The sequence below is a fragment of the Nocardioides turkmenicus genome (assembly GCF_011045035.1).
Classification (GTDB): domain Bacteria; phylum Actinomycetota; class Actinomycetes; order Propionibacteriales; family Nocardioidaceae; genus Nocardioides; species Nocardioides turkmenicus.
Genome location: NZ_JAALAA010000018.1, coordinates 40,394 through 64,106, shown reverse-complemented (window position 1 = coordinate 64,106; position 23,713 = coordinate 40,394). Strand labels below are relative to the sequence as shown.

29 protein-coding genes are annotated in these 23,713 nt (G+C 69.1%); 11 read left to right on the top strand and 18 right to left on the bottom strand.

Features of this window, described 5'->3' with window-relative positions; all coding sequences use genetic code 11:
- Position 1 precedes the first annotated feature (1 nt).
- On the bottom strand, positions 2-1,558 hold the full coding sequence (locus G5C66_RS19645) for an AMP-binding protein (protein ID WP_165112618.1): 1,557 nt from the start codon (positions 1,556-1,558) through the stop codon (positions 2-4).
- 111 nt (positions 1,559-1,669) lie between these two features.
- On the opposite strand from G5C66_RS19645, the gene G5C66_RS19640 reads away from it, so the two are divergent.
- The 5 genes from G5C66_RS19640 (at position 1,670) to G5C66_RS19620 (ending at position 4,898) form a co-directional block, all read left to right on the top strand.
- Positions 1,670-2,275 carry a TetR/AcrR family transcriptional regulator gene (locus G5C66_RS19640; protein ID WP_165112617.1) on the top strand — a complete coding sequence of 202 codons (606 nt, stop codon included), beginning with the start codon at positions 1,670-1,672 and terminating at the stop codon, positions 2,273-2,275.
- Positions 2,276-2,452: 177 nt separating this feature from the next.
- Entirely contained in the window at positions 2,453-3,721 is a 1,269-nt protein-coding gene (locus G5C66_RS19635) for an MFS transporter (protein ID WP_338144243.1), read from the top strand.
- Positions 3,718-4,086, top strand: coding sequence for a DUF202 domain-containing protein (locus G5C66_RS19630; protein ID WP_165112615.1), 369 nt, complete (start codon positions 3,718-3,720; stop codon positions 4,084-4,086). The genes G5C66_RS19635 and G5C66_RS19630 overlap by 4 nt, the downstream gene beginning before the upstream one ends.
- The gene (locus G5C66_RS19625) at positions 4,083-4,346 is read left to right on the top strand and encodes a DUF202 domain-containing protein (protein ID WP_165112614.1); all 264 of its coding nucleotides are present in this window, start codon (positions 4,083-4,085) and stop codon (positions 4,344-4,346) included. Before G5C66_RS19630 ends, G5C66_RS19625 begins: the two co-directional genes overlap by 4 nt.
- Before the next feature lie 39 nt (positions 4,347-4,385).
- Positions 4,386-4,898 (top strand): hypothetical protein, encoded by a 513-nt coding sequence (locus tag G5C66_RS19620; RefSeq protein ID WP_165112613.1) that lies wholly within the window; start codon positions 4,386-4,388, stop codon positions 4,896-4,898.
- A gap of 29 nt (positions 4,899-4,927) precedes the next feature.
- On the opposite strand, the gene G5C66_RS19615 is transcribed toward G5C66_RS19620, so the two are convergent.
- The 4 genes from G5C66_RS19615 to G5C66_RS19600 all read right to left on the bottom strand — a co-directional run bounded on the left by G5C66_RS19615 (position 4,928) and on the right by G5C66_RS19600 (position 8,926).
- The gene (locus tag G5C66_RS19615; protein WP_165112612.1) at positions 4,928-5,917 is read right to left on the bottom strand and encodes an ATP-grasp domain-containing protein; all 990 of its coding nucleotides are present in this window, start codon (positions 5,915-5,917) and stop codon (positions 4,928-4,930) included.
- On the bottom strand, positions 5,914-7,098 hold the full coding sequence (locus tag G5C66_RS19610; RefSeq protein ID WP_338144242.1) for a peptidase MATCAP family protein: 1,185 nt from the start codon (positions 7,096-7,098) through the stop codon (positions 5,914-5,916). The genes G5C66_RS19615 and G5C66_RS19610 overlap by 4 nt, the downstream gene beginning before the upstream one ends.
- A gap of 38 nt (positions 7,099-7,136) precedes the next feature.
- Positions 7,137-7,643, bottom strand: a complete 507-nt coding sequence (locus tag G5C66_RS19605; protein ID WP_241248676.1) for a pyridoxamine 5'-phosphate oxidase family protein — start codon at positions 7,641-7,643, stop codon at positions 7,137-7,139.
- Positions 7,644-7,732: 89 nt separating this feature from the next.
- On the bottom strand, positions 7,733-8,926 hold the full coding sequence (locus G5C66_RS19600) for a M20 metallopeptidase family protein (RefSeq protein ID WP_241248675.1): 1,194 nt from the start codon (positions 8,924-8,926) through the stop codon (positions 7,733-7,735).
- 60 nt (positions 8,927-8,986) lie between these two features.
- On the opposite strand from G5C66_RS19600, the gene G5C66_RS19595 reads away from it, so the two are divergent.
- Positions 8,987-9,367 (top strand): hypothetical protein, encoded by a 381-nt coding sequence (locus tag G5C66_RS19595; protein ID WP_165112611.1) that lies wholly within the window; start codon positions 8,987-8,989, stop codon positions 9,365-9,367.
- Here the strand turns inward: G5C66_RS19595 and G5C66_RS19590 are convergent.
- Together G5C66_RS19590 and G5C66_RS19585 are read right to left on the bottom strand one after the other, a co-directional pair.
- On the bottom strand, positions 9,364-10,725 hold the full coding sequence (locus G5C66_RS19590) for an FAD-binding oxidoreductase (protein ID WP_165112610.1): 1,362 nt from the start codon (positions 10,723-10,725) through the stop codon (positions 9,364-9,366). The genes G5C66_RS19595 and G5C66_RS19590 overlap by 4 nt on opposite strands.
- Positions 10,726-10,828: 103 nt before the next feature.
- Positions 10,829-11,137 (bottom strand): SbtR family transcriptional regulator, encoded by a 309-nt coding sequence (locus G5C66_RS19585; protein WP_206444325.1) that lies wholly within the window; start codon positions 11,135-11,137, stop codon positions 10,829-10,831.
- 92 nt (positions 11,138-11,229) lie between these two features.
- On the opposite strand from G5C66_RS19585, the gene G5C66_RS19580 reads away from it, so the two are divergent.
- Together G5C66_RS19580 and G5C66_RS19575 are read left to right on the top strand one after the other, a co-directional pair.
- The gene (locus G5C66_RS19580) at positions 11,230-11,475 is read left to right on the top strand and encodes a zinc-binding dehydrogenase (protein WP_338144241.1); all 246 of its coding nucleotides are present in this window, start codon (positions 11,230-11,232) and stop codon (positions 11,473-11,475) included.
- Positions 11,476-11,547: 72 nt separating this feature from the next.
- Positions 11,548-12,324, top strand: coding sequence for a methyltransferase domain-containing protein (locus tag G5C66_RS19575; RefSeq protein WP_165112609.1), 777 nt, complete (start codon positions 11,548-11,550; stop codon positions 12,322-12,324).
- Here G5C66_RS19575 and G5C66_RS19570 read toward each other — a convergent pair whose 3' ends face one another.
- The 4 genes from G5C66_RS19570 to G5C66_RS19555 form a co-directional block, all read right to left on the bottom strand.
- Positions 12,325-13,344, bottom strand: coding sequence for a tyrosine-type recombinase/integrase (locus tag G5C66_RS19570; protein ID WP_338144240.1), 1,020 nt, complete (start codon positions 13,342-13,344; stop codon positions 12,325-12,327).
- An 86-nt stretch (positions 13,345-13,430) separates the two neighbouring features.
- A complete protein-coding gene (locus G5C66_RS19565; RefSeq protein WP_206444324.1) occupies positions 13,431-13,820 on the bottom strand; it encodes a DUF1304 domain-containing protein in 390 nt (129 codons plus the stop codon).
- A 97-nt stretch (positions 13,821-13,917) separates the two neighbouring features.
- Positions 13,918-14,262 (bottom strand): TraR/DksA family transcriptional regulator, encoded by a 345-nt coding sequence (locus tag G5C66_RS19560; protein ID WP_165112608.1) that lies wholly within the window; start codon positions 14,260-14,262, stop codon positions 13,918-13,920.
- The gene (locus G5C66_RS19555) at positions 14,259-14,639 is read right to left on the bottom strand and encodes an MmcQ/YjbR family DNA-binding protein (protein WP_165112607.1); all 381 of its coding nucleotides are present in this window, start codon (positions 14,637-14,639) and stop codon (positions 14,259-14,261) included. Before G5C66_RS19555 ends, G5C66_RS19560 begins: the two co-directional genes overlap by 4 nt.
- A gap of 183 nt (positions 14,640-14,822) precedes the next feature.
- Here G5C66_RS19555 and G5C66_RS19550 point away from each other — a divergent pair, with 183 nt between their 5' ends.
- Together G5C66_RS19550 and G5C66_RS19545 are read left to right on the top strand one after the other, a co-directional pair.
- Entirely contained in the window at positions 14,823-15,758 is a 936-nt protein-coding gene (locus tag G5C66_RS19550) for a zinc metalloprotease (RefSeq protein WP_165112606.1), read from the top strand.
- Between the two features lie 179 nt (positions 15,759-15,937).
- Entirely contained in the window at positions 15,938-17,278 is a 1,341-nt protein-coding gene (locus G5C66_RS19545; RefSeq protein WP_206444323.1) for a lipase family protein, read from the top strand.
- On the opposite strand, the gene ddaH is transcribed toward G5C66_RS19545, so the two are convergent.
- Positions 17,269-18,039 carry a dimethylargininase gene (ddaH, locus tag G5C66_RS19540; RefSeq protein ID WP_165112605.1) on the bottom strand — a complete coding sequence of 257 codons (771 nt, stop codon included), beginning with the start codon at positions 18,037-18,039 and terminating at the stop codon, positions 17,269-17,271. The genes G5C66_RS19545 and ddaH overlap by 10 nt on opposite strands.
- Positions 18,040-18,052: 13 nt before the next feature.
- A complete protein-coding gene (locus G5C66_RS19535) occupies positions 18,053-18,547 on the bottom strand; it encodes a GNAT family N-acetyltransferase (protein ID WP_165112604.1) in 495 nt (164 codons plus the stop codon).
- 86 nt (positions 18,548-18,633) lie between these two features.
- Between G5C66_RS19535 and G5C66_RS19530 the strand changes: the two genes are divergently transcribed.
- Positions 18,634-19,260 (top strand): class I SAM-dependent methyltransferase, encoded by a 627-nt coding sequence (locus G5C66_RS19530; protein WP_165112603.1) that lies wholly within the window; start codon positions 18,634-18,636, stop codon positions 19,258-19,260.
- A 1-nt stretch (position 19,261) separates the two neighbouring features.
- Here G5C66_RS19530 and G5C66_RS19525 read toward each other — a convergent pair whose 3' ends face one another.
- The 5 genes from G5C66_RS19525 to G5C66_RS19505 all read right to left on the bottom strand — a co-directional run bounded on the left by G5C66_RS19525 (position 19,262) and on the right by G5C66_RS19505 (position 23,709).
- Positions 19,262-19,744: a GNAT family N-acetyltransferase gene (locus tag G5C66_RS19525; RefSeq protein ID WP_165112602.1), complete on the bottom strand. Its 483-nt coding sequence runs from the start codon at positions 19,742-19,744 to the stop codon at positions 19,262-19,264.
- Positions 19,745-19,765: 21 nt separating this feature from the next.
- Entirely contained in the window at positions 19,766-20,236 is a 471-nt protein-coding gene (locus tag G5C66_RS19520; RefSeq protein WP_165112601.1) for a VOC family protein, read from the bottom strand.
- A gap of 39 nt (positions 20,237-20,275) precedes the next feature.
- A complete protein-coding gene (locus G5C66_RS19515; RefSeq protein WP_165112600.1) occupies positions 20,276-20,758 on the bottom strand; it encodes a DUF6069 family protein in 483 nt (160 codons plus the stop codon).
- Between the two features lie 116 nt (positions 20,759-20,874).
- Entirely contained in the window at positions 20,875-23,235 is a 2,361-nt protein-coding gene (locus G5C66_RS19510; protein ID WP_165112599.1) for an ATP-binding cassette domain-containing protein, read from the bottom strand.
- A gap of 51 nt (positions 23,236-23,286) precedes the next feature.
- Positions 23,287-23,709, bottom strand: coding sequence for a VOC family protein (locus G5C66_RS19505; protein ID WP_165112598.1), 423 nt, complete (start codon positions 23,707-23,709; stop codon positions 23,287-23,289).
- Positions 23,710-23,713: the final 4 nt, after the last annotated feature.

Here is a 23,713-nt window from a genome sequence, read left to right as displayed (position 1 = left end):
CTCAGCCGACCTTCCGCTCGGCGCCGGCCCAGTCGCGCTCGCGCAGGGCCCGCCGGTCGACCTTGCCGTTGCGGTTGAGCGGGAGCGCGTCGGCGAACTCGACGATCCGGGGCACCTTGACACCTGAGAGCCGGGTGCGGCAGAAGTCGCGCAGCTCCTCCTCGGTGGCGGTGGTGCCGGCGACGAGGGAGACGTACGCCTTCACCGTCTCGCCCCACTTCTCGCTGGGCACCCCGACGACACAGGCCTCGCTGACCGCCGGGTGCTCGTAGAGCGCGGCCTCCACCTCGGAGCAGTAGACGTTGTAGCCGCCCGAGATGATCATGTCCTTCTTCCGGTCCACGATGAAGACGAACCCGTCCTCGCGGATCCGACCCAGGTCGCCGGTGTGCACCCAGCCGTCGCGGAAGGTCTCGGCGGTCGCCTCCGGGGCGTGGAAGTACTCCCGTACGCAGTCCGGACCGCGCGCGACGATCTCGCCGATCTCGCCGGCCGGCAGCGGGTTGTGGTCGTCGTCGACGACGATCACCTCGGTGTCGTAGACCGGACGGCCGCAGGAGAGCAGCAGCTCCGGGTCGGACTCGATGCCTCGGACGACGTCCTCGGAGCTGAGGAAGGTGATCGCGCTCGTCGTCTCACCCTGCCCGTAGCCCTGGTTGACCACCGGGCCGAACGCCTCGACCGCCTCGCGCAGCCGAGCCGGGCTGACCGGGGCGCCGCCGACGGTGACGCTCTGCAGGGCGGAGAGGTCGCGATCGCGCAGCGTGGGGGAGGCGAGGATCAGGTTGAGCATGACCGGCACGACGAAGGTGTGGGTCACCCGCTCGCGCTCGAGGGTGTCGAGGTAGGCCTCGACCTCGAACGCCGGCAGTACGACCACGGCTGCGCCGCGGAAGAAGCAGCCGAGGATCACCATGCCGCTGGCGTGGGTGATCGGTCCCGGGGCGAGGTAGACGGCGTGGTTCGTGAGCGAGCCGTAGGGGTTCATCGCCAGCTTGCGCATGTTGGCCAGCCGGTTGCCGACGGTCTGCACCGCCGCCTTCAGGGTGCCGGTCGAGCCGGAGGTGAAGTTGAGGACGGCCGGATCGTCCTCGTCGACGTCGACCGCGACCGGGTCGGTGGAACCCTCGGCGAGCAGGGCGTCGTACGCCGTCGCGCCGGTGTCCCGGTTGTCGAGGTCGACGACCAGGCAGTCCAGGCCGTGGGCGTCGACGATCTTGCGGACCAGCTCGAGGTGGGCGCCGCAGGTGAAGACGACCCTCACGGCGGCGTCGAGGAGCACGTGCTCGACCTCCGCGGCAGCGAGCCGCGCGCTGATCGGCACTCGGAGCGCACCCGCCTTGCAGATCGCCATCTCCGCGACGACCAGCTCGCCGCGGTTGGTGGCCAGGGTGGCGACGGGAGTCCCCGGTGTGCAGCCACGGGCGATCAGGGCGGCCGCGAGCCGGTTGGTGTCGTCCTCGAGCTCGCGGTAGGTCCATCGGTCGGTGCCGGAGACCAGGGCAGTGGCGTCGGGGGTGAAGGTCGCGGTGCGGGTCAGATAGCCACCGAGATTCACGGGTGCCCTCCTGGTGGTCGGGGGTCGCTGCTGTGAGCGCGGTCACGGGAGATCATAGACAGCATGTCCAGAAACAGTCCAGCCGTTCGGCAAAGTGCTAGAACAGTGCCCATGACGGTGGTTGAGGACCGGCGCAGCCGGCGAACGCGAGGAGCGCTCCGTGACGCGCTCGTCTCCCTGGTGCTCGAGCGTGGCTACGCCGCGGTGACGGTGGAGGACATCGTCGCCGCCGCCGACGTCGGCAGGGCGACGTTCTACACGCACTTCAGGGACAAGGAGGCGCTCTACGACCACGTGGTGTCCTCGGTGCTCGAGGAGCTCGAGGAGCGACTGGCGGAGGTGCTGGCGCCCGAGGACGCCGGGTTCACCGGGCAGCCGGTGGCCGAGGTCTTCCGGCATGCGTCCGAGCGGCCCGATGCGTACCGGATGATCCTGCGGGGTGAGGGCGACGGCCGCGGCCTGCGGGCCTTCGAGGACGCCTGGAGCGCCACCGCGCACGAGACGTTCACGGCGCGGGTGAAGGCGAATGCCGTGCGTCCGCGGGTGGATCTCCAGGTGCTGGCTCGCGCGTGGGTGGGTGAGCAGATGGCGGTGCTGTTGTGGTGGCTGGACGCGCCGGAGCCGAGGCCGGCCACCGACCAGGTCGTCGAGACGCTCGTCGAGCTCTCGCGTCGCGGGCGCTTCTGGGCGACGGGATTCGACCCCGACAGCCGCTGACGTGAGCACGGGTCGCGGTGGGTTCTTGGACGCGATGTCTTGTGTGGCGCGGGTCACTCGGCCTACAGTCAGACGTGACGACCGTTACTAGACATTCTGTCTAGCATCCTGAAGGGCGGATCTCCGTTGTCCTACCGCACCCTGCTCACCGAGTACCCAGTTGGAGCACGCCGCCGTGTGCTCCTGGCTGTCGTCGTGCTCGCCCTGTTCATCTCGGCGTTCGAGGGCCAGCTGGCTCCCGTGCTGCCGCTGCTGCTCGACGACCTCGGGATGTCGCTCAAGACGTACGGCCTCATCACGGCCGCGTCGCTGATCTTCGGCGCCGTCGCCGGCTACCTCGGCGGCGAGCTCGCTGACCGCGTCGGCCGGGTGAGGATCCTGGTCCCGTTCATGTTCCTCTCCGCCGCTGCCTGCCTGTTCATGGCCACCGCGGACTCGGTCGTCCACTTCGCGACCGCCCGGATCGTGCTCGCGTTCGTCGAGGGCGTCGCCGTGGCCGGCACCCAGCCGCTGATCCGCGACTTCACTCCGCGCATGGGTCGCGCGCAGGCGTTCGCGTTCTGGAGCTGGGGCTCGGTGGGCGCCAACTTCTTCGCCGCAGCCGTCGCCTCGGCGACCCTGGGGATCTTCGGCAACGAGTGGCGCTCGCAGCTGTTCATCATGGCCGGCGCCGCGCTGGTCGGAGCGACCGTCGTCGCCCTCACCCTGCGCGACCTCGCGCCCGAGGTCCGCCGTGCCGTGCGCCTGACCGAGCGCGAGGCCCACGCCGTCGAGGTGCCGCAGGGCAGCAAGGGCCTGAGCCTGCTCGTGGCGCGCCGCGTGTTCTGGACGCACGTGCTCGCGATGTCGTTCCTCTACGTCCTGCTGGCCACGATGAACGCCTACGCCCAGACCATGCTCGTGCAGCAGTTCGGCGTCTCGGTCCTGGCCGCCTCGGCGATGACGATGGTCTTCTGGCTGAGCAATCTCGCGATGAGCCTGGTCTTCGCCCGCCTCTCGGACCGTACCCAGCGCCGCAAGGCGTTCATGGTCGGCGGGGGCGTCGCCGCGGCTGTCTTCCTCGGCGCCTTCCTGGCACTCATGGGTCGGGGGAGCGAGGCGCCCTCGACCGTGGTGATCGTCCTCTTCGTCGGCATCGGCGTGTCGCTGGCAGCGACCTTCGGGCCGTGGATGGCGAGCTTCTCCGAGCACGTCGAGGAGGTCCACCCCGACATCCAGGGGCGTGCCTTCGGCCTCAACCATCTGCTCAACCGCACGTTCATCCTGGCGACTGTGCTCTTCGCGCCGCGCGTGGTCGAGGCGACCGGTGGCTGGGAGCGCTGGATGACGGTCGCGTGGGTGGGGACGGTCCTGTTCACCATCACTGCGGCACTCGTCCCCGGTGTGACCGGCCGCCGCCCGCGGCTCGATGCGGGCGCTGAAGCCGTCACGCAGCCCGCCTCGTGAGCCGCGCGGATCGCGGTCGGCTGGACAGCTGGCTCTACAGCGAGACCGAGGAGCCCGACGTCAGGTTCACCCTGGCCAACGAGCGTACGTTCCTGGCCTGGATCCGCACCTCGCTCGCGTTCCTCGCCGTCGCGGTCGCCGTCGACACCCTGGAGGTCGGCGGCAGCACGGCGCTGGACGTGCTCGCCCCGCTCAGTCTCGCGGTCCTCGCGGCGGGCTGCGCGGCCTGGTCCTGGTGGAGCTGGGTACGCAGCGAGCGCGCGATCCGCAGGCGCGACGCCCTCCCGACCCGCCGGGCGCCGCTTCCCCTGGTGCTCGGGGTGCTCGGGTCAGTCGCGCTCGTCTCGATGGCACTGCTGGTGTGAACGGGGGAGACCCGGGGCTGCAGCCGGAGCGGACCGAGCTCGCCTGGCGTCGTACGCACCTCGCTCTCGTCGTCGCCGCGCTGGTGGTGGTCCGGCATCCGGTGGCCGGGGACCAGCTGTGGCTGCGTCTCGGCGCGGCGCTGGCGGTCGCGGCACTGGCTGCGTACCTGCTGCTCGGGCGCCGGCGGGTCGCTGTCACCGCTGCGGTCGCGGCCACGATCGCCCTCGTCGAGATGGTCGGGATCGCCGGCTTACGGTAGCCCTTGAAATCGCACGACGAGCGGCGTAAGCATGATTACATGCTTACAAACGAGTTGCGCGGGTGGTTCAGCGGACGGCTGCCCGATGGTGTGTACGACGAGATCGTCGATGTGGTGGTCGACCGCGAGGAGATCACCGTCGTCGGGCGGATCAAGGAGCCGAAGACCGCCGAGGGCGCTTCGGACGAGGAGCGGGCGGCGGCCAACGAGGGCAGGGCGAGCGAGTTCCGTGAGCGCACGCGCGAGGACCGGATGGCCGTGGCGCGCCAGGCTGAGCGACGCTTCGACCGCAAGGTGTCCTGGGGCGTGGAGGTCGGGGGAGAGCGGCACATGTTCACCACCGTCTCCGCGCCCGTGATGACCCGGCTGCGCCAGCCCGAGCGCAAGGTCCTCGACCTGCTCGTCTCCGGCGGCGTCGCCCGCAGCCGGAGCGATGCGCTCGGCTGGTGCGTCAAGCTCGTCCAGCAGCACTCCCACGAGTGGCTCGACGAGCTCCAGGAGTCGCTGGTCAACGTCGAGCGCGTGCGCGCGAACGGACCAGACAAGAGCTGAGGCGCCGGCCGCCCTTGCACGGCCTCGGCTCAGCCGCAGGCGCGCTCCTGGAGGGCCTCGATGACAACCGGGCAGATGTCGGTCTTGTAGAGCCACTCGATGCTCTGGATGCCGCCCGGACTGTCGGCGTTGATCTCGAGCACCTTGTTGCCGACCACGTCGATCCCGACGAAGAACAAGCCGTCGGCCGCCAGCTTGGGACCCATCGTGTCGACGATGTCCTTCTCGCGCGCGCCGATCTCGAGCGGCTTCATCCGCCCGCCCTTGCTGATGTTGGCGCGCGGGTCGTTGCCGTGGGAGACGCGCCGGAACGCGGCGTACGCCCCATCGACCTCGATCAGCTTCCCGTCGAGCAGGAAGATCCGAGAGTCGCCCTCCTCGCCGCCGTCCACGAACTCCTGGGCGATCGCGTAGCCGTCGGCGAAGACCGCTTCGGTGATCTGGGCCAGGTTGGTCTCGTTCTCGTCCTCGACGACGAAGACGTTGCGTCCCTTGCCACCGTAGAGCGGCTTGACCACGGACTTGCCCACATCGGCGACGAACCGTTTGATCGCCTCGGCGTCACGGGTGACGAGGGAGCGCGGCCGGATCTCCTGGGGGAACTCCTCCAGATAGAGCTTGCTCGTCGCGCGGCTCAGCGTGACCGGGTCGTTGACCACCGTGACACCGCGAGCGGCCAACATCTGGCCGAAGACGGTGCCGAGCGGGCCGGCCCAGGGTCGTTCCTGCATCTCGGTGGCCTCTTCGTTGCGCAGGAACAGCGCATCCAGCGAGTCCATCACCATGCGCTCGGCGTCCCGTTCCTTCATCCGGGTCAGGAAGGTCTCGAGCGTGTCGCCGTCCTCGAACTCGGCGCGGCGTGCACGAGCGACGAGCTGCTGGCTCGTGTCGAACTCGACATCGCCGGCGCCGACGTACCAGACCTGGTGCGAACGCTGGGCGGCCGCCCTCGCGAGTCGCGTGGTCCCCATCTCAGGGTGCTCGACGGCTATCTCGTTGACGAAGAACGCAAGCTTCATCTCTCCCCATCTCCTTCGTAGAGGTCGGTGACTCGCAAGCCATCGGCCATCCGGTCCAGGCGTTCCCGCGCGCCGGGCACCTCGAGCCATCGCGGGCGCACCCACGGTGGCTCCAGTACGCCGCGATCGAGCAGGTCCTGCACCAGGTCGACGTGGTCCAGCGCGAGCTTGCCGACGAGGAGCACGTCGAGATCGACGCCCGAGGCGACGGCCTCGAGGATGCGGCTGATACCGCGCAGGTAGATCGCGTCGCGCACCATCCCGCCGGCGACGACGACTCGGACCGCAACCGACCAGGCGGTCCGCCGGGGGATCCGGTGCTTGCTCTCCAAGGTCTCGAAGATCTCCATGAAGGTCGCGCCCGCGATCAGGAGGTCGACGGCGACGACCCGTGCCGCCAGCACCCGCAGCCGCCGCGGATCCAGGCCGCCGGTGACGTACTCGGAGATCAGGGCCAGGCCCTCCTGCGTCTCGTCGTAGCCGGGCAGACCGATCGTCAGCATCTTCAGCGGCTGCCTCGCGCCGTTCTGATAGGTGACGACGTGCGTACCGACCTCGTGATGAAGCAGCGGCTCGACCCGGTCGGCGCGAAAGGTCCCGGCCTCCGGGATGAGCAGGTGCCCCTCCGAGGACACCATCAGCTCGGAGACGTCCTCGCGCACCTCGACCTCCACAGGAAACTCGGGGTACGCCGCCCGGTAGTGCTCCAGCTCGTCGCGCGCCGCATCGGCGAACGCCCCCGACGTCACGTTCCCACGAGCCGGGGCCGGCGGCTCGATGTCGGCGAGCAGCTGCTCGGCCGATGACACGAGGCTGGGGGAGGGGTCGCCGAAGAGCTGCCGCGAACCGTGGACGAACTTGGTTGTGTCACGGTCCTCCAGAGCGGTGATCTGGCGCGCGATCTCATCACGCTTGGCCCGGAACAAGGAGTGCAGCGCCGGGTCCGCGACGTCCTCGATCTCGAGGTTGTAGAGTTCGCGACGCACCAGGTCAGGGTCGAAGTCGAGCTCTCGGAGCCGCAGCGTCGGTGCCACGGTGAAGTCGCTCCGTTTGAAGTCGTCCCACGCCTCCGCTCCGTTGAGCGGGGTGAGGTTCAGCAGCACGTCGACCTGACGCTCGATCTCGGTGAGTCGGGCGTCGATGCCGAGAGCGGGCTCGATCTCTTGAGTCGAAGCAGTCACACCCAAGCGGGTACCCAGACCCCGAGGCGATCATTCCCTCACCGGTTGCGCTCGGCGCGCTGCCGGACCAACTCCTCGACCTGCGTCGGAAGGGTCGTCTCGAAGTCGATCAGCTTCGCCCAGGTCGGCGTGACGACGATGCGCACCATGCTGTCGTACAGCGACCGCACCTCGGCCTCCCAGGCGACCCGCTGCTCGGCCGTCATCTCGTAGGAGCCGTTCATCTCGAGGTACTCCTCAGGGATCCCGTCGACGACATCGAGCTCGGCGGTGCCGCGGATGAGCAGCATCTTCGGCGGGTGCACCTCGGTGTCGATGGTCAGGGCGACCGCCGGGTTGTGGCGCAGCGAGACGAGCTTGGGGGAGTTCGTCGTGGTGCACATGACCACCTGTGAGCCGTTCCAGGTGAACGCGATCGGGATGTTCCTCGGGGTGCCGTCCTTGGCGACGTACGCCAGGCGGGTGAGGTCGCGCGCCAGGAGCTCGCGGCTCAGCGGGCGGCTCAGCACCTCTTCGATCTCGTCGGTCTGCATGGTGTTGGACATCGGGTTCTCCTCGGTTCCGGCGACCCGGTTGGTCGCTCTCACCCCATGGACGGAGCCGTTCGCAGGTTCTCTACATCGCCGGCAGAGTCCTAGCGCAACGACTCCAGGGCCAAGAGCGCGAGTGCGGCTGCCTGGTCGCCGAGAACGCTGTCGTCGAACGCGGCGTCAGGGGAGTGGTTGGGGGCAGCGCCGTCGCCAGGGGCCGCGCCCAGCAGGACCATGGTGGTCGGGACCTGCTGGCTGATGAACGAGAAGTCCTCGGCTCCCATCGTCGGTCGGGGCACCTCGACCACCCGCGGACCGAAGGCACCGCGCAGTGTCTCCATCGCACGTCGGGTGACTGCCTCATCGTTGACGACGCTCGGGTAGCCGGTGTCGAGCGCGGCCGTCGCGTCCAGCCCGTGCGCCCTCGCGATGCCCTCCACGAGGCGGGGGAGTTCCTCCTCGATCCTGGACAGCGTGTTCGGGTCGACGGTGCGTACGGTGCCGGTCAGCTCCACCGACTCGGGGATCACGTTGTCGACGCCGGTGCCCGAGGTCAGGTTGGTCACGGAGATGACGACGGGGTCGAAGGAGTCGAATCGGCGCGCGGTGTAGGTCTGCAGGGCCAGCACGATCTCGGCCGCGATCGGGACCGGGTCGAGCGCCTCGTGAGGTCGGGAGCCGTGCCCGCCGCGACCGGCGAGGTCGATCCTCAGGTGTGTCGAGCTCGCCGTCACGGTGCCGGGCCTGGTGAGGAAGATCCCGCGCGGCGCGTTGCCGACATGGATCGCGTACGCCGCCACCGGTCGGCTCCCGGCCGCGTCGAGGACGCCCTCGTCGATCATCAGCCTCGCGCCGCCGTGACCCTCCTCGCCGGGCTGGAACATCAGGATCACGCTTCCAGCCAGGTCAGAACGGTGCTCGGCGAGCAGGCGCGCGGCGCCGATCAGACCGGCGACGTGCAGATCATGACCGCAGGCATGCATCGCTCCGTTGGTGGAGCGATAGGGGACATCGGCCGCTTCGGTGATCGGCAGCGCGTCCATGTCGGCGCGCAGCAGCACCGTCGGCCCGGGCTGCGCGCCGCGCAGGACCGCGGTCACCGACGACAGCGATCGCCCCTCGGTGATCTCCAGGTCGAGGCCGGACAGCGCCTCGATCACCGTGCGCTGCGTCGCGGGCAGGTGAAGCCCGAGCTCCGGTTCGCTGTGGATACGTCGCCGGAGCTCGACGAGCTTCGGGACGAGCGCGTCCGCAGAGGCGACGATTCGTCCCGGGAGATCCACGTTTCTGGACATCATGTCCGGAAACTATCAGACGATGAGGGGCCTGATCACCCATCCGTCCGACAAGATGGATCCATGGACTCTGAGAGTGCGCGGCGCTCGGCCGCCGTCGTCGGAATGGCCACGCTGCCGATCGGGGCTGCGATCCTCTTCAAACCGGAGTGGGTGGGCCGGACGCTGAAGCTCGGCGACCATCCCACAGCGCTGCGCGTGATCGGCGCAGCAGACCTGGCGCTGGTGCCCGGGTTGCTCGCCGGCCGACGCAGGCTGCCGTGGATGGTGGCCCGGGCCGGGCTCAACGTGGCGATCGCGGCGTACTGCACTCATCTCGCGCGCCAGGAGGGCAACATCGGGCCCAAGGTCGCCGCCTCGGCGCTCGTCTTCGCGACCGCCGCCGACGCGCGCACGATCCTCGCCCTGCGTGAGGGTGAGGATCGTCCCGGCGCTGTCTCCTAGGGCGTGATGTTCTGGTTGTGACCGAACAGGTTCCCCGGATCGTAGGTCCGCTTGACCTCCCTGAGCCGCGCGTAGTTGCTGCCGTAGGTGTCGGAGACACGGCCCTGGTCGTCGCCGGACATGAAGTTCACGTACCCGCCGGCCTCGGAGTGCGGCGTGAGGGCGTCGGCGTAGTCACGCACCCATGCGATGTTGGCGGCGTCGTCCGCGGCGTCCGGCCAGGCCGAGACGATCACCGTCGAGAACGTCGCGTGCCGGTAGCCGAACGCCGTGTCCGTCGCGCCGACACGCGCGGCGGCGCCGTTGATGGGGTACAGGTGCATCGTCGAGCTCGGGTTCGGCGCCTTCGGGCCGTGCGTCAGGTGCACATCGATGGCCTCGTCGGTCAGCTCGGTGACGTAGTTGCCCTTCCAGTAGCTGCGTACGCCACGGGGGAACAGCTCGTCGAACGCGCTGTTGAGCCACGGGTACGGCATCGGCGAGACCAGCTCACCGACCCGCGGGGCGAGGTCGCGGAACGGCTGCATCGCCGCCTCGCCCTCCTCGACCGGGCCGCTCCAGTGGACGATGGCCACACAGAACGTGTCGCCATGGCGCTCCTCCGGCAGGAAGGGCAGGGGAGGGGCGACCTGGAACGCCGGGAAGCCGCCGCAGCGCTCGTCGGCCTCGGTCACCCAGGTGCGGAAGAGGCGCAGCAGGTCACCGGCGTACTCCAGCTCGTAGAAGAAGATGCCGACGACCACCTCGTCCACCGGGTGCAGGTCGAACTCGAAGGTGGTGACGACCCCGAAGTTTCCGCTGCCACCGCAGAGCGCCCAGAACAGGTCGGCGTTCTCGGACGCGCTGGCGCGACGGTGCTGGCCGTCGGCGGTGACGACGTCGGCCGACCGGAGATTGTCGATCGAGAGACCGAAGCCCCGGGTGAGGTAACCGATGCCGCCACCGAGCGTCAGCCCGCCGACGCCGGTCGTCGAGACGATCCCGCCAGGCGCGGCCAGGCCGTGCGCGTGGGTGGCCTCGTTGAGGTCGGCCAGGGTGGCGCCCCCGCCCACGCGAGCAGTTCGTGCGGCGGCGTCGACGTCGACGGTACGCATGGGGGAGAGGTCGATGACCAGGCCGTCGTCGATCGTCCCGAAACCCGGTGCACTGTGCCCGCCGCCGCGCACGGCGAGCGGCAGACCGGTGTCGCGGGCGAAGTTCACCGCAGCGATGACGTCGGCGACGTCCTCGGCCGGCACGACAGCGGCTGGACGACGGTCGATCATCCCGTTCCAGACGGCCCGAGCGGCGTCGTAGTCGGAGTCCTCGGGCGCGATGGCCCGGGTGACGTTCTTGCGAAGCTCGTTGATGGATGTCATGACGCCAGCGTCATCCTCCACCACGGCGCCGATCTGTCCGAGTCCGCCACATCATCGAGTTCCGGTACAGGTTCCCGATGTGGTCGTCAGCGAGTGTCGGATCTCATCCGGTCGGGTGAGGCTGTTGTGGTCGGAGACCGTCGAGGAGGATGTCGAGCAGTCGGTCTGCAATACCGGTGCTGCCGGGCTGTCGCGTGACGGTGAAGATGCCGATGAGGGCGGCGGAGATCTCTTCGGGGGTGACGTCCGGGCGGAGGTCGCCCGCCGTGACACCGGCATCGAGGATGGTGGAGATCGCCGCCAGGAGCTCGTCCCTGGTTCGAGCATGGGCGAGGTCGCCGGAATCGATCATCGACAGCAAGGTGGCATGCATGCCGTTCTTCGCGGCGATCCAGGTGCCGAACAGGTCCATTCATCATCGCAGCGCCACGGACGGGCTCTCCTGTTCGACCAGCTCCCGCGCTCCGACCGGGTCCGAGCCGCGGAGACGGCCGCATCTGCACCGTGGCGACCGCCCTCGAGGGCGCGCCTGCGGCCAATGGTGCGAAAGCCGGACCCGAGGCGCTTCGCCGTATCGCACGCCTGGTCGCCGCCGGTGACCTCCGTGTGCCGATCGCGGCAACCTTTCCTGTCGAGGAGATCCGGAAGGCCGTCGAGCTGCAGGCCGGGCGGCGCGTGCGCGGCAAGATCGTCATCGACCTGTCTGCTGCGAGGGGAGTCTCGATGGGATCCGACTCAAGGTCGGATTGACATAATGTGCATTATCGGCGACGTAGCCAGATCTGAGCTGGGAAGCCATCGGGGGCGTTAGAGTGCGCTGCTGTGGCAGATGACTTCGACCCGGTGGCACACAATCGCGTCGCCTGGGACGTGCTGGTGGACAACGACAACGAATGGTCTCGGCCGGTCGGTCCGGAGATCGTCGCCCGGGCGCGCGCCGGCGACTGGTCCGTCGTTCTCATCGGCCACGAGCCGACGCCACGCGACTGGCTTCCGGCCGACCTGAGCGGCGTCCGGGTGCTCTGCCTGGCGTCCGGTGGCGGTCAGCAGGGACCGATCCTGGCGGCTGCTGGCGCCACGGTCACCGTTTTCGACAACTCGCCCAAGCAGCTGGCGCGCGACGACGAGGTGGCTGCTCGTGAGGGTCTGACGCTGCGTACGGTGCTCGGCGACATGCGCGACCTGGGTGTCTTCGGCGACGCTGAGTTCGATGTCGTCGTGAACCCGGTGTCGAACCTGTTCTGTCCGGATCTGACGCCGGTCTGGAACGAGGCGTTCCGGGTGCTGCGACCTGGCGGGACGCTCCTGACCGGGTTCATGAACCCGGACGTCTACATCTTCGACGAGGTGGCGCTCGACCGAGGCGAGCTCGTCGTACGCCACCGGCTTCCGTTCAGCTCGCTCGATCTCTCCGAGGCCGACCGCAGGCGGGCCTATGGGGACGGCCCGATCGAGTACAGCCACTCGCTGACCGCGCAGATCGGCGGGCAGCTGGCCGCCGGCTTCAACCTGACCCACCTCGTCGAGGCGCCGCACCACGCCGACGCCACGGCGAGACACCTGTCCGGATACATCGCCACCCGTTCGGTCAAGTCCTGATCACTCAGGCGGCTCGAACGCGTCCGCCGTCTCCCGCAGCACCTCGCGGGCCGGAGACAGCAGCACGGCGTCGCGGGTGTCGGACGCGGTCGCCTTGACGTAGATCCCGGTGGTCTTGAGATCCTCGTGACCGAGCAGGCCCTGAACCGCCGGCACTGGTACGCCGGAGCGGATCAGCCCCTTGGCTGCGCTGTGCCGGAACGCGTGGGCGGCTTCGCCAGGCTGCTTCGGGACGCCGGCGAGACGGATCCAGGTCTCGACCAGATGGTTGAGCGCACCGGGACGCAGCTGCTTGCCGGAGGTCAGCACGAACAGGTGATCCGCCGGGTCACGTGCGCCGAAACGTGCCTCGAGCTCGGTCAGATAGAGGTCGACGGCGTCCACGGCCTCGGGCGGCAACGGAAGGTTGCGCTGCTTGTCGCCCTTGCCGATGACCCGCACCAGCGTCTCGCCGTCGGGCTCGCGTCGGATGGAGCCGACGGCGAGCCCGCACAGCTCGGCAGCGCGCACGCCGGTGGTGACCAGGACCGCGAAGATCGCCCGATCGCGGGCCGGCCAACGGCGCCGGTCGGTGCCGTCACGTGGCGTCGAGGCCACCCGCGCCAGCCGGCGGAGCTCGTCGACGCTCCAGCCGGCGGGCAGCCTGCTGGGGCGTTCGGGTGCCTCGATACGCAGCGTCGGATCCACCAGGAGGTGTCCCTCGAGCTGCAGCCAGTGCGTGAACAGCCGCAGCGTGCCGACCCGGCGCTGGCAGGTCGCCGCGGCCGAGCTCTCCCGCAGAGACCTGTAGGCGATGCGTACGTTCTGGTCGGTCAGCGCCGAGATCGGGACCAGCGCCAGCACGTCGGCGTCGGGCTCGCCGCCCGCGTCGACGTGCAGCTGCCGGGCCCAGGCGGCGATGTCCTGCCGGTAGGCGTCGCGCGACTTGTCGTTGAGACCGCGGCGGGTCAGCGTGGCCCGGTCGGTCAGGAAGTCCTCGACGACATCACCGAACATCACTGCATCGTCAGGTACGCTCACATCCCCCGATATTACAGTCTTTTCGAACATTTCTGCGATAGGGGGTACTATCACGGAAACCGATCGCTGCTGGGCCTACCTCGGGCTCACGCCAGCGAGCCGACGAGCATCGCTAGCACCGCGAGCAGCGGGATGACGCCCTGCTTGAGCGCCGCGCCGCGCTTGTCGGGCGAGGACACGAGCAGCACTGCTGCGGCCGCAGCCATCGACCCGGCACCGGCGAAGACCAGTGCGGTGCCCGCGGCATCGGAGCCCACGGCGACCAGGACGATGCCCACCGCGGTCACGATCGCCAGGAACAGGTTGTAGAAGCCCTGGTTGTAGGCCAGCTCCTTGGTGGCCTCGGCCTCCTCGGCGCTCGTCCCGAACACCGCGCGCGTCTTCGCGCTCGTCCAGGTCAGCGACTCCATCACGAAGATGTAGACGTGCACCAACGCGGCAATCCCGGCGAGAACCAACGCCACAGCGATCATCATGTGCTGAGACTAGCCGCGTCAGAAGCGCACCGGGGACAACTTGGTCAGGGGTGTCTGCGAGAGTGCGCTTCACCACCTCTCCCCCGTGTTCCTGCCCTCAGCGTCCCGAGGCGCACGTGATGCAGGTGCGGGCCGCCGGCCGTGCCTCGAGACGGCCCTCGCCGATCGGTTCGCCGCAGCGCTCGCAGATCCCGTACGTCCCCTGGTCCAGCCGTCGCAACGCGGCGTCGACCTCGTCGAGATGCTTGCGCACCTGGCGTACGACGGCCTGGACCTGGGACCGCTCGAAGGCGATCGTCGCGCCCTCGGGGTCGTGCTCGTCGTCGGCGTTGGTGTCCCGCGAGGCCGCGACGACGGCGTCGAAGTCGTCGGTCAGGTCGGCGAGCCGACCGAGGGTCTGTCGGCGCTCGGTCTCCAGGCGTTCGCGGGCTTCCTCCGTCATCGGTTCATCGGGTGGTCCGGTCCGGGGCCGTCGGGATGGGTGAGGTCGTAGGCCGCCGAGACCTTCTTCGGTACGCAGAGCCGCCAGGCGTCGACGACGAACTCGCACGCCTCGATCGGGTCCAGTGCGGCCAAGGACGACTCGACCCAGTTGAACCGCATCTCCGACTCGCGGGGCATGTGGAACTTCTCGGGCGCGCCGGCGACCAGGCCGGCGCGCTCCTCCTTCGGGAACCCGAAGCCCATCTCGGTCTCGTCCAGGGAGAACGCGACGTAGACGATCGAGCCGACCCGGAACTTCAGTCGGCCGCGTACGAAAACCTCATAGGACCGCTCCAGGCTCGAGCCGAGCCAGCGCACGTCCTCCACGGTTGCCATGCTCCGGAGCGTACCCATGTCTCGACGGTGACGGCGTCCGTTACGGATCAGTTAAATCCCTCCGGACATGGACAAATCTGTGAACGTTACATTCCCGTGCAACGAAATTTGGTGTTGAGTCAGCGTTCGAAATCCGGGCCCCAGACCCCGTGGTCCCGGACTGAGTGAGAGGACCCTCATCACATGACGTTGAACCGTTCAGCTCGCATCGCGGCCACGGCGATCAGCCTGGCGCTGGGTGCCGCCTCGGTGGCCATGACCGCCGTCCCGGCAGCGGCGTGGGCGCCGCAGGAGTCGAAGGCTGCCTGCCTCGAGCCGGCCGGCCATGACGAGGCCGACGCCGCCCGAGGTGGATCCGGCGGCGACCACCGCGATATCTCGGCGGCGGAGCAGAAGCGGATCGAGGCCCGCACCGCGGCGATCCTGGCCAAGAAGGGCAGCAGCGCCACGCGCACCGCGGCCACCGTTCCCGTCTACTTCCACAAGATGCTCGGCACGGACGGTTCCGGCGACGTGACCCAGGCGCAGATCGACGCGCAGATCGCCGAACTCAACCAGGACTTCGCGGGTCAGGAGCTCCCCGGCACGGCTGCGGACACCGGCTTCACGTTCACGCTCGCCGGCGTCGACACCTACTACAACAACCAGTGGCACAAGGACCGCCAGTCGACGACCTACCGCTCCCAGACCCGCCTGGGTGGCAAGAACGCGCTCAACATCTGGCTCGTCGACTTCGGCTACCTCGGCATCGCGACGTTCCCGTGGGACTACTCGCGCAACCCCAGTATCGACGGTATCCGCGTGCAGTACTCCTCGCTTCCTGGCGGGTCGGCCACCAACTACGACCAGGGCAAGACCGCGACCCACGAGGCCGGCCACTGGTTCGGGCTCTACCACACCTTCCAGGGTGGGTGCACCGCGACCAACGACGAGGTCGAGGACACCCCGGCTCAGGCGAGCTCGACCTCGGGCTGCCCTGCCGGCCGTGACTCCTGCAGCCTGCCGGGCCTCGACCCGATCCACAACTACATGGACTACAGCTACGACAGCTGCTACAACCAGTTCACCCCGGGTCAGAGCATCCGGATGGACCAGATGTGGGCGGCCTATCGGGCCTGATCGTCGAGACTGATCATCACCGCTGCTCGCCTGGCGCCTCCCGTGGGACTCGCCGGGCGAGCAGCTGCCGTTTTCGGTGTACGAATGTTGACTGAAACTCTTGCTGGGGTGACTAGGCTCACATTACTCTTCAGTAACTCGGGACGAAGCGGTCCCGCCGACCGTGAGGAGAGTCCCCCATGTCTCAGCACGCATCAAAGATGTTCGTGGCCACCGCACTGGCCGTCGCCGCGGTCACCCCGGCCGCCCTGGCAGCACCCGCCGAAGCCGCCGAGAGCGGCACCACCGTCGTCTCTCGCGGAGTCGAGATCCCGGCCTTCTACAACCCGCCGGCGACCCTCCCGGAGACCGACGGTGAGCTGGTCCGCACCGAGCCGCTGCGCCTCGGTGTCGGCCTCACGATCCCCGGCATCGGGTCGCTGCCCGGCACCGCGACCCGGGTCATGTACAAGACGACCGACAACAACGGCGCGCCCGCCGCGGTGACGGGCGCCTACATCGAGCCGTTCGCCGCCTGGAACGGCGCCGGCGACCGTCCGCTCGTTGTCGTCGCGCCCGGAACCATGGGCCAGGGCGACCAGTGCTCGGCCTCCCTGGGCCTGGAGCGTCCGATCATCTTCAACGGCAGGACCGTCTCGGTCGGCTACGAGGACATCGGGATCTACCGCCTGCTGGTGCGCGGCGTCGCGGTGATGGTGACCGACTACGTCGGGCTCGGTGCCACCGACCGGCTCCACACGTACGTCGACCGCATCGACGGTGGTCACGCCGTCCTCGACGCCGCCCGTGCGGCGCTCCGTGTCCCGGACGCCTCGGTGACCAGCGGGTCGCGGGTGGCGCTCTACGGCTACAGCCAGGGTGGTGGAGCGACCGGGTCGGCCTCCGAGCTCGCCGCGACCTACGCGCCCGACGTCAACCTCGTCGCCGCCTACGTCGGCGCTCCCCCGGCCGACCTGCGGGCGACGGCGCTCGGCATCGACGGGTCCGCGCTGGTGGCGGCGCTCGGCTGGACCATCAACGGTCTGGCCCAGTCGAATCCGGAGCTGCAGCCGATCCTCGACGAGAACCTCAACGCGAAGGGGAAGGCGGCGCTCGAGGATCTGTCGACGGCGTGCGTCGGCGACGGCATCGCCCGCTACCCGTTCCAGCGCAGCACCGCATGGACCACGACCGGCGAGAGCCTCGACGACATCATCGAGCGCGAGCCCGAGGTGCAGGCGATCATGGCCGACCAGAAGCTCGGGAACCAGGCTCCGCAGATTCCGGTACGTCTGGCCACGGGCACCCAGGACGACATCGTCCCCCACGAGCAGTCCCGTCAGCTCGCCGTCGACTGGTGCGCGCAGGGAGCGAAGGTGACCTATCAGGCGGTCGTGCTGCCCAACCTCGGCGACGGGCTGATCACCAACCACGTCACCCCGCTCCTGGTCGACCAGACCGCCGCGGTCAACTGGATCACCGACCGGGTCGGCGGCGCGGCGGCCGGATCCAACTGCGCGACGCTGCCGAGTCAGCCCTGAGCGGCACGCAGGCGCACGGACAGGCAGGTGACGCAGCCTTCGAGCTTCTCGAACTCGGAGATGTCGACCGCCACGACCGTGTAGCCGCGCTCCTCGAACATCGCTCTGCTCTGCGGTGCCGAGGCGGCCATCAGCAGTGTCTGGTCGTCGAGGACGACGACGTGGGAGCCCGACTCCTCCGGGACCGGCAGGAACCGGGCTCCCCACACGGCCGGGTCGTCGACCAGCGGCTCGTGGCCGATCACGGTGCCGTCGGGCAGCGCGGTGACGGCGGACTTGAGATGGAGCACCTTCGACACCGGGACGGCGACGACCTCGGCGCCCAGCGGTCCGAGCAACGCACGGAGCTGGGCGATCCCCTCGGCGTTCGTGCGCCCGCCCTCCCCCACCAACACGGTGTTGCCGTGCTTGAGCACGTCGCCGCCGTCGAGCGTGCCGGGGTCCTCGATGTGGGCGATCCGGTATCCCCGCGCCCGGACGGCCTTCTCGGCGGCGTCGATCTCCGGACGCCGCTCCGGTGCCCCCGGTCGGCTGATCACGGCCAGGTCGCCGAAGACGACCATCGTGTCCTCGACGAAGACGGAGTCCGGGCAGTCGTCGGCGGGATCGACCTCGTGGGTGGTCCAGCCTGCGGAGCGCATCGCGGTGACGTACGCCTCCCACTGCTCGGCCGCGAGGTCGACGTCGACCGGGCTCCGCTCGATGTGGGTGACGAGGCCATCGGCGAGTCGGGGTGAGGGGCGGCGTACGAGAGCGTGCATGGCTGAAGTATCCCTACCCGATCCAGAACCGGAGCTCGTCCCCCAGCTGCTCGTCGATCACGCCGCCGTTCTTCTCGATCACACGGCGCGACGGCTCGTTGTCCGGAGCGCAGGTGAGCAGCGCCCGGGAGATGCCGTGCTCGCGAGCCTTCTCGAGACCGAGGCCGAGCATGCGGGTCGCGTGGCCCTGACGCCGCCAGGGAGCGACGACGTGGTAACCGATGTGGCCGCCGTCGACGGCGAGCTCGGGCGTCAGCGTGTGGCGGACGACCAGGGTGCCGAGATAGTGCTCGCCGGAGACGTACCAGTAGACCGTCGACATCACGTCCCAGCGCTCCTTGTCGTGGTCCCTGGCGGCGACGTAGGCGTCGAAGTCCTGGCTGGCCGGGCCGAGCCAGTCGGTGTCGGTGCCGCGCAGGAGGCAGTCGGCCTGTTCGCCGGTGAGGTAGGAGGTGCGTACGGCCGTCGTCGGACGGACCAGGCGAGGTGGTTCGGGAAGCGTGATCATCGCCGGTCAGGCAACCACACGGTGTGCCTTGAACGCACCAGGTTTTGGACGGGATGCGGGCTAGATTGCGGGCTAGATTGAAGGCCATGAGCCAGCACGAGGGACGCGAGATGTTCGAGCCGGAGTCGTGGGACGAGCGCTACGCCGGCGAGGAGAAGGTCTGGAGCGGCAACCCGAACGCCCAGCTCCTCGCCGAGGTCGCCGCGCTGACACCGGGCACGGCGCTCGACGTCGGCTGCGGCGAGGGCGGTGACGCCATCTGGCTGGCACAGCAGGGCTGGACGGTCACGGGTGCCGACTTCTCGGCGAACGGGCTCGCTCGGGCGAAGCGGCACGCCGAGGAGGCAGGGGTGGCGGAGCGTACGTCCTGGTGGCAGGTCGACGCCCGCACCTTCGATGCCGAGGGCCGAGAGTTCGACCTGGTCACGTGCCACTTCCTGCACACGCCCGACCGGAGCATGGTGGAGGTCGCCGGGCGCCTGGCCACCGCGGTCGCCCCCGGCGGCCACCTTCTCGTCGTCGGTCACGCGCCCTCGGAGGTCTTCGCACGCCACAGCCATCACGACGCGATGTTCCTCGCCGCGGATCTGGTCCCGGGGCTGCCCGAAGGTTTCGAGCCGGTCGTGGTCGAGCAGCGCCCGCGCCTGACCATCCGCGACGGGGTCCCGGTCGAGATCGACGACTCGACGCTGCTCGCGCGACGTACGCGCTGAGTCAGCCGCGGACCATACGTCGGTGGAGGCCGAGCGGCTCGGGCTTGGTCTCGCCGTCGAACACGAACCCCTGACGTTCGTAGAACGCGGTGGCCCGCTGGTTGCCGTCGAGAACCCAGAGGTACGCCGCCGCTGACCCGATCGCGGCCGAGAGCAGCCGATGGCCGAGGCCGGTGCCGTAGCTCTCCGCACGGACGTAGAGCGCGGAGAGCTCGAGTTGGGGCAGCCCGGTCTCGGTGTCGCGACCCGGGCCGGCGCTCGCGAAGCCGAGCAGCCGCCCCGGCTCGTCGGCCTCGGCCACGAGGGTGGAGAACGGGCCGGTCCCGAGGTTGGTCCGCCACCGGTCGATCCTCGTCGCCCGCTCGGAGCGGCGCTCGACGAAAATCGAGTCCGGCATCAGGCCGGCGTACGCCTCCTCCCACACGTCGAGGTGGAGGTCGGTCAGCGCTTCGGCGTCATCGGCGACGGCCGCTCGGATCAGCATGCGGTGAGGATAGGAAGAACCTCAGTCGAGGCACCACTCGTTTCCCTCGGGGTCCTGCATGACGATGAAGCCGTTGCTCATCGGCGGCTCGGGCTCGAAGCGGCGTACGCGGGTGGCGCCGAGGGCGACCACCCGCTCGCACTCCGCCTCCAGCGCGGCCATCCGCTCCTCCCCCTCCAGACCGGGAGCGGCCCGGACGTCGAGGTGGACGCGGTTCTTGGCGGTCTTCGACTCCGGAACGCGCTGGAAGAAGACGCGCGGGCCGTCGCCCGTGGGGTGGACGATCGCGGAGTTGTTGTTGCGCTGGTCGGCGGGGACGCCGATGCGCTCGAGGAACTCGTCCCAGGCGTCGAGGGGATCGGTGCCCTCGGGGACCTCGACTCCCGGGGGTCCGGGGTGGACGTAACCGAGGACGTCGCGCCAGAACTCGGAGAGTGCACGCGGGTCGTGCGCGTCGAAGGTGACCTGGACGGTTCGTGTTTCAAGAGCCATGGCTCCACCATGGCATCGAAACAGGACGGTCTGCGTCCGCTATCGACGGTGAGCCGGAGTCGGCAGCCCGAGACCGCGGCGCTCCTCCATCCGGACGGCGATCAGCGGGACGACGATCGCGGCCGCGACGACGTGGGTCAGGCACAGCGCGCCGACGAAGGTCAGGTCGAACTCGAAGAAGGGCAGCACGTCGGGGACCAGGGAGAGCCCGGTCAGCACGATCATGGTGATCTGGAAGGTCGAGCGCGGCATCTTGGCCACCCGGATCATCACCTCGGCGATGATGATGCCGATCAGCGAGCAGTAGACGGTGAGCATCGGGAACGCCGCGAGCGGCACGACGCCGACGCTGCTGCCGAAGTCGACCCCGGCTGCCTTGGCGATCACGGCCATCAGCGTCGTCGTGATCGCGGCGACGGCGGTGGCCACCAGCCCACGCGGCCACACCGGTGCCGGCCGTTCCCGCACGGGCGTGATCTCGACCGCCGTGGTCCGCCTGTGCTCGGGAAGGTAGAGGGTCATGCTCGGGTGCTCCTTGATTGATGCTGCAACCAATTCACACTAAGCGTGACGCCCTGCCTCCACCGCATCCAGATGGCCGCAACCGGGCGTGATTCGCACCACCCGCTACGTCCGGGTCACGCCCCGACGTACGCCGCCAGGTGCTCGCCGGTCAACGTCGACTTCTTCGCGACGAGCTCGGCGGGCGTACCTTCGAAGACGATCAGGCCACCGTCGTGACCGGCGCCCGGACCGAGGTCGATGATCCAGTCGGCGTGAGCCATCACGGCCTGGTGGTGCTCGATCACGATCACCGACTTGCCGGCGTCGACCAGCTTGTCGAGCAGCGCGAGCAGGTTGTCGACGTCGGCCAGGTGAAGACCGGTGGTCGGCTCGTCCAGGACGTACGTCCCGCCCTTCTCCCCCAGGTGCATGGCCAGCTTGAGCCGCTGCCGCTCGCCACCGGAGAGGGTGTTGAGCGGCTGGCCGAGCTTGAGGTAGCCGAGGCCGACATCGCTCATCCGCTCCAGGATCTTGGCGGCGGCAGGCACCTTCGACTCGCCCTCGGAGAAGAAGTCGTGGGCCTTGGCGACCGACAGGTCGAGCACCTCGGCGATGTTGAGCCCGCCGAGACGGTATTCGAGCACCAGCGCCTGGAACCGCTTGCCGCCGCAGTCCTCGCAGGGCGAGGCGACGGTCTCCATGAACCCGAGCTCGGTGTAGATCATCCCGTTGCCCTTGCAGGTCGGGCAGGCGCCCTCGGAGTTGGCCGAGAAGAGCGCCGGCTTGACCCCGTTGGCCTTCGCGAACGCCTTGCGGATCGGCTCCAGCAAACCCGTGTAGGTCGCCGGGTTGCTCCGGCGTGACCCCTTGATCGCGCTCTGGTCGACGAACTCGACGTCCTCGCTCGCGGGGATGGAGCCGTGGATCAGGGACGACTTGCCCGAACCGGCGACGCCGGTGACGACCGTCAGCACGCCGAGCGGGATGTCGACGTCGACGTTGCGCAGGTTGTGGGAGGTCGCCCCCCGGATCTCCAGCTGCCCCTTCGGCGTGCGGACGCTCTCCTTGAGCGAGGCCCGGTGGCCGAGGTGGCGCCCGGTGAGGGTGTCGGCCTTCGCGAGCCCCTCGTAGGTGCCCTCGAAGCAGATCGTCCCGCCGTCGCTGCCCGCGCCCGGGCCGAGGTCGACGACGTGGTCGGCGATCGCGATCGTCTCGGGCTTGTGCTCGACGACCAGCACGGTGTTGCCCTTGTCGCGCAGGTCGAGCAGCAGTTTGTTCATCCGCTGGATGTCGTGCGGGTGGAGCCCGACGGTCGGCTCGTCGAAGACGTAGGTGACGTCGGTCAGCGCGGAGCCGAGGTGACGGACCATCTTCGTACGCTGCGCCTCACCGCCGCTCAGCGTGCCGGAGGGCCGGTCGAGGGAGAGATAGCCCAGACCGATCTCGACGAACGAGTCGAACAGGTGCAGCAGCCCCGCCACGAGCGGCGCGACGCCCGGCTCGTCGATGGTCCGCAGCCACTCCGCGGCGTCGGTGACCTGCATCGCGCACACGTCGGCGATCGACTTGCCGCGGATCTTCGAGGAGAGTGCCGACTCGTTGAGGCGGGTGCCGCCGCAGGCCGGGCACGGCTTGAAGACCGCCGCCGCCTCGACGAACTTCTTGATGTGGGGCTGCAGCGCCTCGACGTCCTTGCTGAACATCGACTTGCGGATCTTCGGGATTAGGCCCTCGTAGGTCGCGTTGATGCCCTCGAGCTTGATCTTGCGGGGCTCGGCGTAGAGCAGATCGTGGCGCTGCTCCTCGGTGAGGTCCTTGATGGGCACGTCCTCGGGCACGACCACCTTGAACGCGGCCACCATCCACCCGTCGGCGGTGTAGCCCGGCACCAGGATCGCTCCGTCGACCAGCGACTTCGACTCGTCGATGATGACCGAGAGGTCGAGGTCGGAGATCGTCCCGCGGCCCTCGCACTCGGCACACATGCCCCCGAGGTAGATGGCGTCCTTCACGACGGTCTTCTCGCCCTTGGGGCCGGTCATCACCCCGCTCGCGCGGGTGGTGGGGATGTTGAAGGAGAACGCGGTCGGGCCGCCGATGTAGGGGTCGCCGAGCCGGCTGAAGAGCGAGCGCAGCATCGCGTGGGCGTCGGTGACGGTGCCCAGCGTCGAGCGGGGGTTGGCACCGAGCCGCTCCTGGTCGACCAGGATTGCCGTGGTGAGCCCCTCCATGGCGTCGACCTCAGGTCGCGGCAAGCTGGGCATGAAGCCCTGGATGAAGGTGGAGTAGGTCTCGTCGATCAGCCGCCGCGACTCCGCCGCGATCGTGCCGAAGACCAGCGACGACTTCCCCGACCCCGACACCCCGGTGAACACCGACAGCCGGCGCTTGGGGATCTCGACCGAGACGTCCTTGAGGTTGTTCTGCCGGGCGCCCTGAACGCGGATCAGATCGTGCGAGTCGGCGTCGTGCGCGGCCGTGCTGGGTTGGCTCATGGCGGTCAGGCTAGCCGGAGGATTGAACCCGGGCGTGCACATTTTCCCGGCTCACCTGATCTGCTGGAGACGGACCATGTTGCCCGCGGGATCGCGGAAGGAGCAGTCGCGCATCCCCCAGTCCTGGTCGGTCGGCTCCGACATGATCTCGCCCCCGGCGGCATCGATGCCGGCCTGGATCTTCTCGAACGCGGCGTCGACGTCCGGGGAGGAGAGCATGAGGCTGGCGAAGGTGCCCTTGGCCATCATCTCCATGACGACCCGGCCCTCCTCCTCGGTGATGTTCGGGTCGGCGAGCGGCGGGTAGAGCACGACGCTCACGCCCGGCTGCGACGGCGGGCCGATGGTGAGCCAGCGCATCGCCTCGTACCCGACGTCCTTCCTCACCTCGAAGCCGAGCAGGTCTCGGTAGAACCTCAGCGACGCTTCGGGGTCGGTGTGCGGGAGGTAGCTGTGGCAGATGTTGATGTCCATGGCC

What these genes read in the sequence shown, in the direction of transcription:
- G5C66_RS19605 (WP_241248676.1), bottom strand. Translation starts at nt 7,643, where the DNA reads ATGTCCAACACCATGCAGACCGACGAGATCGAAGAGGTGCTGAGCCGC.
- G5C66_RS19595 (WP_165112611.1), top strand. Translation starts at nt 8,987, where the DNA reads ATGGACTCTGAGAGTGCGCGGCGCTCGGCCGCCGTCGTCGGAATGGCC.
- G5C66_RS19565 (WP_206444324.1), bottom strand. Translation starts at nt 13,820, where the DNA reads ATGATGATCGCTGTGGCGTTGGTTCTCGCCGGGATTGCCGCGTTGGTG.
- G5C66_RS19550 (WP_165112606.1), top strand. Translation starts at nt 14,823, where the DNA reads ATGACGTTGAACCGTTCAGCTCGCATCGCGGCCACGGCGATCAGCCTG.
- G5C66_RS19555 (WP_165112607.1), bottom strand. Translation starts at nt 14,639, where the DNA reads ATGGCAACCGTGGAGGACGTGCGCTGGCTCGGCTCGAGCCTGGAGCGG.
- G5C66_RS19640 (WP_165112617.1), top strand. Translation starts at nt 1,670, where the DNA reads ATGACGGTGGTTGAGGACCGGCGCAGCCGGCGAACGCGAGGAGCGCTC.
- G5C66_RS19535 (WP_165112604.1), bottom strand. Translation starts at nt 18,547, where the DNA reads ATGATCACGCTTCCCGAACCACCTCGCCTGGTCCGTCCGACGACGGCC.
- G5C66_RS19615 (WP_165112612.1), bottom strand. Translation starts at nt 5,917, where the DNA reads ATGAAGCTTGCGTTCTTCGTCAACGAGATAGCCGTCGAGCACCCTGAG.
- G5C66_RS19510 (WP_165112599.1), bottom strand. Translation starts at nt 23,235, where the DNA reads ATGAGCCAACCCAGCACGGCCGCGCACGACGCCGACTCGCACGATCTG.
- G5C66_RS19620 (WP_165112613.1), top strand. Translation starts at nt 4,386, where the DNA reads ATGCTTACAAACGAGTTGCGCGGGTGGTTCAGCGGACGGCTGCCCGAT.
- G5C66_RS19525 (WP_165112602.1), bottom strand. Translation starts at nt 19,744, where the DNA reads ATGCTGATCCGAGCGGCCGTCGCCGATGACGCCGAAGCGCTGACCGAC.
- G5C66_RS19515 (WP_165112600.1), bottom strand. Translation starts at nt 20,758, where the DNA reads ATGACCCTCTACCTTCCCGAGCACAGGCGGACCACGGCGGTCGAGATC.
- G5C66_RS19530 (WP_165112603.1), top strand. Translation starts at nt 18,634, where the DNA reads ATGAGCCAGCACGAGGGACGCGAGATGTTCGAGCCGGAGTCGTGGGAC.
- G5C66_RS19520 (WP_165112601.1), bottom strand. Translation starts at nt 20,236, where the DNA reads ATGGCTCTTGAAACACGAACCGTCCAGGTCACCTTCGACGCGCACGAC.
- G5C66_RS19560 (WP_165112608.1), bottom strand. Translation starts at nt 14,262, where the DNA reads ATGACGGAGGAAGCCCGCGAACGCCTGGAGACCGAGCGCCGACAGACC.
- ddaH (WP_165112605.1), bottom strand. Translation starts at nt 18,039, where the DNA reads ATGCACGCTCTCGTACGCCGCCCCTCACCCCGACTCGCCGATGGCCTC.
- G5C66_RS19505 (WP_165112598.1), bottom strand. Translation starts at nt 23,709, where the DNA reads ATGGACATCAACATCTGCCACAGCTACCTCCCGCACACCGACCCCGAA.
- G5C66_RS19590 (WP_165112610.1), bottom strand. Translation starts at nt 10,725, where the DNA reads ATGACATCCATCAACGAGCTTCGCAAGAACGTCACCCGGGCCATCGCG.
- G5C66_RS19545 (WP_206444323.1), top strand. Translation starts at nt 15,938, where the DNA reads ATGTCTCAGCACGCATCAAAGATGTTCGTGGCCACCGCACTGGCCGTC.
- G5C66_RS19585 (WP_206444325.1), bottom strand. Translation starts at nt 11,137, where the DNA reads ATGGACCTGTTCGGCACCTGGATCGCCGCGAAGAACGGCATGCATGCC.
- G5C66_RS19600 (WP_241248675.1), bottom strand. Translation starts at nt 8,926, where the DNA reads ATGATGTCCAGAAACGTGGATCTCCCGGGACGAATCGTCGCCTCTGCG.